The 10,579-nt window shown below is 46.5% G+C and carries 8 protein-coding genes and 2 pseudogenes; all 10 read left to right on the top strand.

The window, feature by feature from the left end:
* Positions 1–2,074, top strand: a pseudogene (locus RMO35_RS22135) (DEAD/DEAH box helicase); the annotation flags it as partial.
* Positions 2,075–2,683: 609 nt separating this feature from the next.
* Positions 2,684–3,295: an NAD(P)H-dependent oxidoreductase gene (locus RMO35_RS22125; RefSeq protein WP_309744365.1), complete on the top strand. Its 612-nt coding sequence runs from the start codon at positions 2,684–2,686 to the stop codon at positions 3,293–3,295.
* Positions 3,252–3,446: pseudogene (locus RMO35_RS25445) on the top strand (nuclear transport factor 2 family protein); the annotation flags it as partial. The gene RMO35_RS22125 and the pseudogene RMO35_RS25445, both read left to right, overlap by 44 nt.
* A gap of 29 nt (positions 3,447–3,475) precedes the next feature.
* Positions 3,476–4,126: a stage II sporulation protein M gene (locus RMO35_RS22120; protein WP_309744363.1), complete on the top strand. Its 651-nt coding sequence runs from the start codon at positions 3,476–3,478 to the stop codon at positions 4,124–4,126.
* Positions 4,127–5,306: 1,180 nt separating this feature from the next.
* Positions 5,307–5,792: a DUF1579 family protein gene (locus RMO35_RS22115; RefSeq protein WP_309744362.1), complete on the top strand. Its 486-nt coding sequence runs from the start codon at positions 5,307–5,309 to the stop codon at positions 5,790–5,792.
* A 159-nt stretch (positions 5,793–5,951) separates the two neighbouring features.
* Entirely contained in the window at positions 5,952–6,455 is a 504-nt protein-coding gene (locus tag RMO35_RS22110; RefSeq protein ID WP_309744360.1) for a DUF1579 family protein, read from the top strand.
* A gap of 405 nt (positions 6,456–6,860) precedes the next feature.
* Complete coding sequence (locus RMO35_RS22105; RefSeq protein WP_309744358.1) at positions 6,861–7,244, top strand: hypothetical protein; 384 nt, start codon at positions 6,861–6,863, stop codon at positions 7,242–7,244.
* 140 nt (positions 7,245–7,384) lie between these two features.
* Complete coding sequence (locus RMO35_RS22100; RefSeq protein WP_309744356.1) at positions 7,385–7,852, top strand: hypothetical protein; 468 nt, start codon at positions 7,385–7,387, stop codon at positions 7,850–7,852.
* A 71-nt stretch (positions 7,853–7,923) separates the two neighbouring features.
* Positions 7,924–9,420: an efflux RND transporter periplasmic adaptor subunit gene (locus RMO35_RS22095; RefSeq protein WP_309744353.1), complete on the top strand. Its 1,497-nt coding sequence runs from the start codon at positions 7,924–7,926 to the stop codon at positions 9,418–9,420.
* 126 nt (positions 9,421–9,546) lie between these two features.
* A partial coding sequence (locus RMO35_RS22090; RefSeq protein ID WP_396135710.1) for an ABC transporter permease occupies positions 9,547–10,579 on the top strand: 1,033 nt, incomplete at its 3' end.

The following is a 10,579-nucleotide window of genomic DNA, read 5'->3' as shown; positions in this document are numbered from 1 at the left end:
AATCGAATTCGATCTAGACGAAATTCAGCCCCCAAACCCGATACCCCAAACCCCAGATTCCACTCCACCCCCAAAACCTGAATTCCAAAACCTAACTCCTACACCTCAAGAAAAACAACTCTTCGATCTCCTCGCCAACTTACACAACCATCCTGGCTGTCTAGATTTCTGCCTCAAATCGACTCCAATCTCCCCGTGGGCGCATCAACTCAAGATTCTGCGCCGAGTTGCCAATAATTTCCCCTGCAATTTCCTCATCGCCGATGAAGTAGGATTGGGTAAAACGATCGAAACTGGATTAATTCTCAAATATTTACTCACCAGCCAAAAAGTTCAGCGCGTCTTATTATTAGTACCCGCCAGCGTTCAAAATCAATGGCAACAAGAATTACGCGAAAAATTTAATCTCAATTTCTGGAGTTATAGTCAAGGCGAATTTACAGATCCTTATGGATCGACAATTACACCTAATAGCAATCCTTGGAATACCACTAATCTCATCCTCGCATCATCTCATCTAATTCGGCGCAGCGACAGAGCCAAAGAATTACTAGCCGCCGAACCTTGGGATTTAGTCATTCTAGATGAAGCACATCACGCCCGTCGTCGCAGCCCCCAACAACGCAAAGATACACCCAATCGACTATTAGAATTACTCCAAAAATTAAAAGAGCGCACACGCTCTCTAATCTTACTTTCTGCCACGCCGATGCAAATAGATCCAGTCGAAATCTTCGATCTATTAAACCTGCTCGGATTATCCGGACATTGGAGTTATAGCGAAAATTTCTGCAACTATTTCGCAACCCTCAGCGGTGAAATAGACAGAGATACTTTAAACTTCTGGCAACAGATGTCTACCGATTACTTCAAACGCGGTGGTAAACCTTGCCCTAGATTAAATGCCCATCTAAACCAACAAGATAGATTACTCGCCCATCGCCTCCAAGATACTTGGCAAACAGGCAGAAAAAGTATCGACTATAAACAATGTATCCAAGATAAAGAATTTATCGCCGCTTCCCGTCAATACCTGACTACCAATACACCACTCAAGGATCTAATGTTCCGACATACCCGCGATACCCTGCGGGAATACTATCGTCATGGTATTCTCGATCGAGACATCCCGACTCGAATTGTCAGCGATAATGCGATCGTACTAGAACCTCTACGAGAAGTAAAACTCTATCAAGTCGTCAGCGATTATGTCCGGCACTTCTATCAACTCGCCCAAAAGGAAAATCGCAAAGCATTGGGCTTCTTGATGACGCTCTACCGCAAACGGCTCACCAGTTCCTTCTACGCTGTCAAAGAATCACTCAAACGTCGATTAGAAGGCATCAGTATTACCCCCGACGATCTCAACGATATCGATGATGCCGATGATAGTATTATTCAAGGCTTGGAATCCTTCTTCGCTCAACCGACAGATCCCAGAGAAATTGCCGAATTAGAAAAAATACTCCGCCAATTTGAGAATACAGGCGAAGATAGTAAACTATCCAATTTTCTCATCATTCTTCGCCAAGAACTCAACCAACGAGAAAGCGCGATCGTCTTTACTCAATATACCGATACGATGGATTATCTCCGCGATAATCTCTATCAAATCTATGGTAATCAAGTAGCTTGCTACTCTGGGCGCGGTGGCGAAATTTATGAGGGAGATAAGTGGGTACAAATATCTAAAGAGAAAATTAAGTCAGCATTCCGTGCGGGTGAAATCAAAGTTTTACTCTGCACCGAATCGGCTTGCGAAGGCTTAAATCTTCAAACCTGTAGCGTACTACTGAATTACGACATGCCGTGAAATCCGCTGCGAGTCGAACAAAGAATCGGGCGGATCGATCGGATCGGACAATTAGCCCCTACAGTGAGGATTCATAACTTTTACTACGATGGCACCGTCGAAGCTAAAGTCTACCGCAAACTCCGCGATCGCATCAATGCCTTCCAATCTGTAGTTGGCAACCTCCAACCCATTCTCGCCCAAGTCCCCAACTTCATCGAACAAGCCGTCATGAGTGCCGATCCTGCCGAGGAAGGCGTGTTGCTAGCCGAATTTGACACGGAGACACTTAATTAGTTTTAATGACAACAATGTGTCGCCGATGACAAACAATCTGTCACTGTACATCTGTTAAAGCATCCACTTGACTCTCTCCATGATGGGCAGTTCTGCTGGCACAACCAGCTCTAGTTACTTTTTCTCAACATAAATTAAAATAACTTTTTTATTCAATAATTTCCTTGCGTCGATCGTATATTTTAAATGTGAGGAGTTTGTGAGTTGGTTGCAATCTAATTTTTATTCAATTTAATAAAATAATGTCTCAAAATCCCTTCAGCAGCTAAATGTACGTCTTAAGCTAGAATATTTTTGGCGCTATTTATATATAAAACAATACAAAACTTAGCGTTGTATTTTCTATTTTATTAACACGTTTTTATCTATACCTTTAGAGGGAGTGCTTTGGATATTTAGGTGGTTAACTTGAAGGTATCGATTAATTAAATTTAGAGTTTGATTAATCGATTCAAACCTTACAGGTTGCAACTGATTTTATGAAGAAGCTAATTCTACTGGCACTGGTATGTACGGGATTCGCAGTGACTACGCCCTTTACAGCACAGGCACTAGATTCAAAAAAAATCTCTCAACACTAAAAAGGAGAAATTTATGACCGCTAAAATTCTTGCCTTTGCTGGAAGTGCCCGCAAAGATTCCTTCAATAAAAAGCTAGTAAAAATTGCTGCTGAAGGAGCCAAAGCTGCTGGTGCAGAAGTTACCTATCTAGATTTCCGCGACCTGCCCCTACCACTCTACGATGAAGATCTAGAGACGGCTGAGGGGTTGCCAGAAAATGCTCTCAAGCTCAAGGCAATGATGAAAGCACATCAGGGATTCCTGATTGCCTGCCCAGAATACAACAGTTCAATTACTCCACTCCTAAAAAATGCAATCGATTGGGCATCGCGTCCCGAACCAGGCGAACCATCCTTGGTATGTTTCAAAGACAAGGTTGCCATCTTGATGGGTGCTTCCCCTGGAGCGTTGGGAGGTTTGCGGGGATTAGTTCACGTTCGATCTATTCTTGGCAACATTGGCGTTCTAGTATTGCCAGATCAAAAGGCGATTGGAAATGCTCATCAAGCATTCGATGAGCACGGCCAATTGAAAGATGAATTACAACAGGTAGCGATCGCGCAGCTAGGCAATAAGCTCGTCACGGTTACGAGCTTATTGAATGGCAGCGACATACATCGAACCGCCAAAGTTTACTGTCACTGACTTAATCGCTGAGGGCGATCTGGTCACGGCACTCGGCGACATCACATTGAAGGACAAAGACGGGAAGGCGGTTGATTATTCGTACTGCGATGTCTGGCGTTTTCGCGGCGGTCAAATCATCGAATTAAGGGCTTTCGTTATCAAAACCTAAGCTCGACAAACCACACACAGGTGAGTGACATGACCCAAAATGTAAAATCAGCACAACATATACGATTTCTTCGCCAACCCTTCCAGATCGTTCGCGACAATTTTCGCGCCTATCTCATCATCAACGCCATTGTGTATGGCTTAGTCATCACCGGGATGGTAGCGGCGATGGTCTTCCCCAACTTGGGCGCAACTCAGGTGGCCACCATGGAAGACAACGGAATGACGGATCTTATTCGATCGCTAATCAATAACCCTTGGCTGTTCTCGCTGACCATCCTGGGAGTCAACGTCACGAGCGGTGCGCTGTTAATCGTGCTCCCTTCGCTAATCGTTCCCTTTGCTGGCATCGCCATATTCGCGTATCGGGCATTCACTCTCGGTTTGGCTCTAGCCCCGACTACCAAGATTATGGCGGTGGCAATGATCCCGCACTCGCTGACGGCACTCATCGAATTTCAGGCATACGCCCTCTTGATGTTTGGCGCATATATCCTCGGTCGGTCTTGGGTTCGCCCCGCAACCATCGGTGCTCGGAACCATCGTCAGGGTTACGTCCGTGGGCTACAACAGCTCGGTTGGCTGAGTCTGTCCGCACTCCCACTGTTCATCGTCGGCGCGATCTGGGAAGCGTTCTCGCTCGGCTACCTGGTTCCTCTGCTGGTCCAATGGTTGTTGTAGCGTCTTCCACGCAATGATGGGCATGAAAAAATCGACCTCGAATTTGTAGTTTCCTAGAATTTATACAGAACATAAGGAGAAAACCATGAAGCGATTTACCCTGTTTACGTTCTTGTATCTAGCGACGGGAATCTGCCTAACCGCGACCTGCTCAAGGCAGCGCTTCGCTATCGCCCTTGGGTACCCTGACATGACTCCGAACGCTAAGACCAGCCTATTAGTGTCCGCAGGACTGCTATATCTTTGCGCTGTATTCACGACCTTTCCGTTTTGGCATCAATCTGTACAACGGTCTCAAGCGAGACTGCGCGATAAACCCGCTTGGCAACGAAACTTTGTGGCGATCGCACCTTGGCTTGTGATTGCATCAGTGCTCGTTTCAGCGTTGGCGTAGCCTACCGGAGGTAATCGCCGATTTACTGAACCACAACTGGGCGACGCGGCACGGAAACGGAGTTTAGACGAAGCACAATCTAAACTCAAAGAATTAGTTAATAGTTGGTAGCGTCAGTCAGCTAACAAGAAGGGTGAAATACTGTCCTTGTTGGTAAACGATCGGGTTAAATAATTGATATTTTTATCTAGTTTAGATCGAAAGATTAAAATTAAAGATTAACTACCGATCCTTGAGTGTTTGAATCTGGTGAGTCTTGTAAAATCAAGGTATGGAAAGAAATTGCGTTGGCGCACTTCTGCATTGGCAATAGGCTACCGTAGGCACAGGCGACGTTTCACGTTGGCGGAGCCTTGCCCTTGGCATTACGACGCACTTCAGCTCTGCTCAGTGCAAGTAGCCTACTGTAGGCGATCGACAATTATTTAAATAGTACGAGCATTTTAAGAGCGTGATTTTTAGGTTTTAAGGTAGCTATTTTAATGTCGTCAGAGGCTGCTTTAAAGTTAAATTATTTTACGCTCAAATCACTGCAAAGAGCGCGAAATAAATACCGATCGGTCGAATACTGAAAAAGTTTTGATAACACAACTAATCTATCTAGAAATTGCAATCGTTGGCGTAGCCGCGTTTCGGCAGAGCCGACGCGAAGCTGTTGGCGGAGCCTTGCCCTTGGCATTACGAAGCAGGTAATCGCTCATAGATCGATCGGCGCATCGCTTTCCCCAAGGGAAGGCGATGCCAAGAAATCGCCGATGCTTTTCAATCGAATATAGGAAGCTAAAAATGACTCAACAAACAATCGACATCAAACTCCAGTCTCAAGGGCAACCAATCGCCCCCAGTGCTGAAATCCAGCGTCTACATCTATTTGTAGGGAAGTGGAACACAGAAGGAGAGACTCACGCCAGCGCGGATGTCCCAGCCGTCAAGGTAGCCTTCGTGGACACCTATGAGTGGATGCCTGGTAAGTTTTTCCTGGTTCATCGTGCGAACGGACACATTGGGACTGAGGAGTTAAACACGCTTGAATTTATCGGTTATGACCCTTCGAGCCAGACATACACATGCCACTGCTTCGATAGTCGCGGCAACTCCGACTTATTCCACGCCCATCTTCAAGACCACACCTGGACGATTGAGGGAAAATCATCGCGGTTCATAGGTCTGTTCAACAGCATTGGCAACACTTTGACAGGTCAATGGGAGCAGTCCAGCGACGGTTTGAATTGGCTCCCTTGGATGGATGTGAAGTTAACGAAAGTCTCGTAGACGATTTTCCATCAGCGCGGGAGTCGTAGGCTTACGCCAACAAAGCAGCGTTCCGCAGGAAGGGAGCGGCTATTGCACTTGGCGTTAGCCTGCCGGAGGCAAAGCAAATGCTCCTCAAGAGCATCGAGGCATTTATCATCAAACATTGGAAGCTAAACCATGTCACGAAAAGCAACAGTAACAAAACCCCAGACTCTACAGCCACCACTTACCCCTAGTGCCGAACTCCAACTTCTGAATGTATTTGTTGGCAAGTGGCCTACACAAGGGCTATCTTACGGATCGGGACAGTCGAAAGAAAACCCCTACGACTCACCCGTCCGGTGGATTGGGGCGGAAACCTACGAGTGGCTACCAGGTGGGTTTTTTCTCGTTCGTCACTTTAATGGGCAAATCGGCGACTTACCGATGAGTGGGATCGAAACAATCGGCTATGATGCTGTGAGCCAAACGTATTCCTCCCAAATATTTGACAACTATGGCAGAATTCATCTTGGCCAGCGAACGATCCGTGATGGTGTTTGGTCGTCATCGATCGGAACAGAATACCGTACCACGTATACATTTCGCAATGACGGTAATAATCTGGCTACCCATTGGGAGTGGTTAGATGGAGATGATTGGTCTGTCTTGACTGATTCAGAGGGAACTAAAGTCAATTAGGCAGCAAGCATGGATCGCTTAATTTTCTAATTAAATATATGTGAATAAAAACAAAGTCACTTTATTTTTATTCACGACAATACTTGTCTTTGTCGTGTTTTTAAACATGAGTAAATTGTGAGTTATTTACAACTTACTCATGTTTTAATTCAATAAGATTGATAATTCAAGGCTTCTTTAGGAGCTAATTGCACATCTTAAAATCAAATAATTTTAAGTGTAATTTTGTAGATAGCATGAATGTCAAAACTAGTGTTATGTGATTCTGTTTTATTAAAGCATTTTTATCTACTCCTTTAGACAGAGTGCTTCACTTGTTCGATCGATTAACTTTAAAGTATGGTCGATTAATTAGGTTATAAATTTAATTAACTAACCCAAATATTCCACTTTAAAACTAATCTGATGAAGAAGCTAATTTTACTAGCACTGGTATGTACGGGATTCGCAGTAACTACGCCCCTGACAGCACAGGCACTAGATTCAGACAAAATCGCTCAGTACGTTGGCGTAGCCTCTCCTTTGGAGAATCGCGACTACCAGTATCCTAACAACCGAAATCGTGACTACCAGTATCGTAACAACCGAAATCGCGATCGCCAGTTTTCTGTTTATTATCGCAACCGTAACGATTCTCCAGGGGAGAGGCTACGCCAACGGCAATGGACTCTAGAGAGTAACTATGATAATCGTCGCGATGCAAGGCAGGCTGCTAACAGGTTGGAGCGGCGTGGGTATCAAACCTACGTTCAACTAAGTCGAGAAGTTAATCGTGGGAATCGAGGCTAATATCCGTAATTGAAGGCGTTGGCGCGGCTGCACCAATGCCTGATATCAAAATTAGAGATGACATTAATTTTGAGAACTTAAATCGATACCAAGAGCTACAATCGCGAGACCAATTCAATTAAAACGACAGAGAATTTACCATGAAAAAACAGCTTATTGCCTTAGCTCTCCTGTGTTCCTCTCTTGCCACTTTTGGCATGAGTAAACCAGCTAACGCCCAATTAGGTCAAGCTTCGATCGGCCCATCGGTTGAATTTGGTAACGGAACCGCATTTGGGGTCGATACCAAATTTGGAATCAGCAGTAATTTGTCCCTGCGTCCATTTGTCTATTTTCCCAATAGTGGTACTAAGTTTGGTACGGCATTAACCTACGATCTCCCTCTCAGCAATAATGCGGAAACCCTCCAACTTACCCCTTTTGTTGGTGGTTCGGTAGACTTCAATACTGGCAATAACAATAATAATAATACTAACTTTGGTTTGGTTGGTGGAGTCGATCTCGATCTTACCGATAGCCTCCGATTAAAAGGAGCAATAAACGTACCGCTAAATAACGGTCAAGATCGAGACACAGCTTTTACTGTTGGGGCTGGTATCCGGTTCTAGAGTCTAACGATCTAAACAGCAACTAGGACATTGAATCGATCGATGTCCTGACACCAGAGTTTGAGGTAACAATGTCGAGTATTACTCTGAATTTAAGGAAGGGTGTAGATTCTTTGGTAGAGAATCTCCTTCATCCCAAGATCGACAAGCGGCTAATGTGGTTGCTGGTGGCAATTCCACTGCTCGGTATTGGTAGCTATGTTGGCTACAACCAATTAGTAACTGTACCTAAACAACGGGCACAGAGCAAAATTCAGACGGCAGCAGTCACGCGGGGGAATCTGACAATTTTGGTATCCGCCAATGGCACTGTGCAACCCGAAAGTTCGGTCAATGTCAGCCCCAAAACATCCGGTGTCTTAAAACGGCTGCTAGTCAAAGAAGGTGATTTTGTCAAGCCAGGGCAGATTGTCGCATATATGGACAATTCAAACCTTCAAGGGCAATTGCTCCAGGCACGGGGCAATGTTGCTGCTGCTCAGGCGAATTTGAGTAAGGTTGTCTCGGGGAATCGATCGCAGGATATCGCCCAAGCGCAAGCTCAGGTTAATGAAGCAAATGCTGGTTTGAATAAGCTAATTGCGGGGAATCGATCGCAAGATATCGCTGGAGCTAGAGCCAACCTAAATAAAGTTCAGGCGACGAACAGGCAAGCAGCCGAAGATTTACAGCGCAACCAACAATTACGATCGCAGGGAGCCATCTCTCAACAAGCATTGAGTACGGCTCGATCGACTAGTGATAGTGCCCAAGCGCAAGTAGAGCAGAGCCAGCAAGCATTGAATCTACTCAAAGCCGGATCGCGCCCTGAAGACATCGCCCAAGCCAGAAGCGTTGTCAATCAACGCCAACAGGCATTAAATCTACTCAAAGCCGGATCTCGCCCCGAAGAAATCGCCGAAGCCCGCGCCCAAGTGATGGCAGCTCAGGGTGCAGTCGCGATCGCGCAGCGGAATATCGACGACACCACGATCCGCGCCCCCTTCGCGGGGATTATCGCGCGTAAATATGCCGATCCTGGTGCGTTCGTCACCCCCACAACGGCGGGTAGTGCGGTGACTTCGGCAACCTCATCTTCGATTCTGGCTCTAGCATCCACTAATGAAATCGTGGCGCAGGTAGCCGAAGCCAGTATTGCCCAGATTAAGGTCGGGCAGGTAGCAACGATTAAAGTTGATGCTTATTCTGGCAAAACCTTTGCGGGCAAAGTAACACAAGTGGCTACCCAGTCATTGGTACAACAAAATGTGACCAGTTTTGAGGTAAAAGTAGCGGTTGCAGATCCCCAAAAGCTGCTCAGTCAAGGGATGAATGTGACGATCGATTTTAGAGCCGGAGAATTGAATCAGGTGCTGATTGTGCCGACAGCGGCGATCGTGCAACAGGCAAAGGCTCAGGGTGTATTTGTGGCGAAAACAGGCGGCGATCCGGTATTTACGCCGATCGTGGTGGGGACAACTGTTAATGATAAGACTGAAGTTAAGTCTGGTTTAACTGGGAACGAACGGGTTTTACTCAGTTTTCCACCTGGAACCCGTAAAGCCACTGCGATTACAGATGGCGGTTGACGATAGACAGCCAGAACCCACATTCTCCGAAACTACCATTTATGGATACTTGAATTCATGCGTAGATCTACCCACCCCACCTTGCAGGCACCCCTCCCAAGAGGGGATTTAGCGGACAAATCCCTCATGCGTCCCTCCCGCCGCACCAAACGCAAAATCTCACTGCTAGAAATATTTCTGATGGCAGTCGAAACCCTATGGAGTAACAAAATTCGCAGCGGCTTAACGATGCTCGGCGTGATTATTGGGATATCATCTGTCATTGCGATAACTTCGATCGGGCAAGGCGTGCAAAGAGCCACTGAGTTGAGAATTGAGGCATTGGGTACTAATATCCTACAAGTTTCAGCAGCAGCAGCGAGAACGGGTGGCATCAGTCAGGGGGCTGGTTCTGCTAGTACGCTCACCTGGGAAGATGCGCGATCGATCGCCAAGCAAGTTCCCGCTGCGACTGCGGTGTCAGCATTTTTATATCGCCCAGGCGTTCAGGTGGTGCGGGGGAATGTCAACATTTCGATCACGGCTATCGGCACGGATTTAAACTTTCCAGCGGTAAGAAATGTCAAGCCGCAATTAGGCACATTTTTTCAGCAGCAGGATTTGGATATAGCCAAAGCAGTAGTGGTAATCGGTGCCAAAATTCGAGACGATCTATTTGCTCCATCCGAAACGGCGATCGGTAGCGATATTCGGATTCAGAGTAAGCGTTATCGTGTGGTGGGGGTGATGGAACCCAAGGGTTCTGTGGGCGGACAGGATCAGGATGACCGCGTGTATGTGCCCCTCACCACGATGTCATCCCAGATTGTGGGGAATGCTTCCCTCAATGGCACGGCAATTAGCGGATTTTGGATTAAGGCCGCAGATCAGGCGCAGCTTGAGGCCGCTCAGTTTCAGGTGACAAACGTACTGCGGATTCGTCACGGCATTTTTCCGCCTACTCCCGACGACTTTCGCATTAGCAGCCAGATTGATATTATCAACACCTTTAGCAGCGTGGTGGGGCTGTTCACGGTTTTGGTGAGTGCGATCGCCGGAATTTCCTTAGTCGTAGGAGGTATCGGCATTGCGAATATCATGCTGGTGTCGGTCGTGGAGCGCACCCGCGAAATTGGCATTCGTAAGGCGATTGGGGCAACGAACAGCGCCGTGCTGAGCC

The sequence above is a fragment of the Chamaesiphon sp. OTE_20_metabat_361 genome (assembly GCF_031364565.1).
The sequence above is the reverse complement of the archived record's forward strand: the minus strand, read 5'-3'. Positions and strand labels throughout refer to the sequence as shown.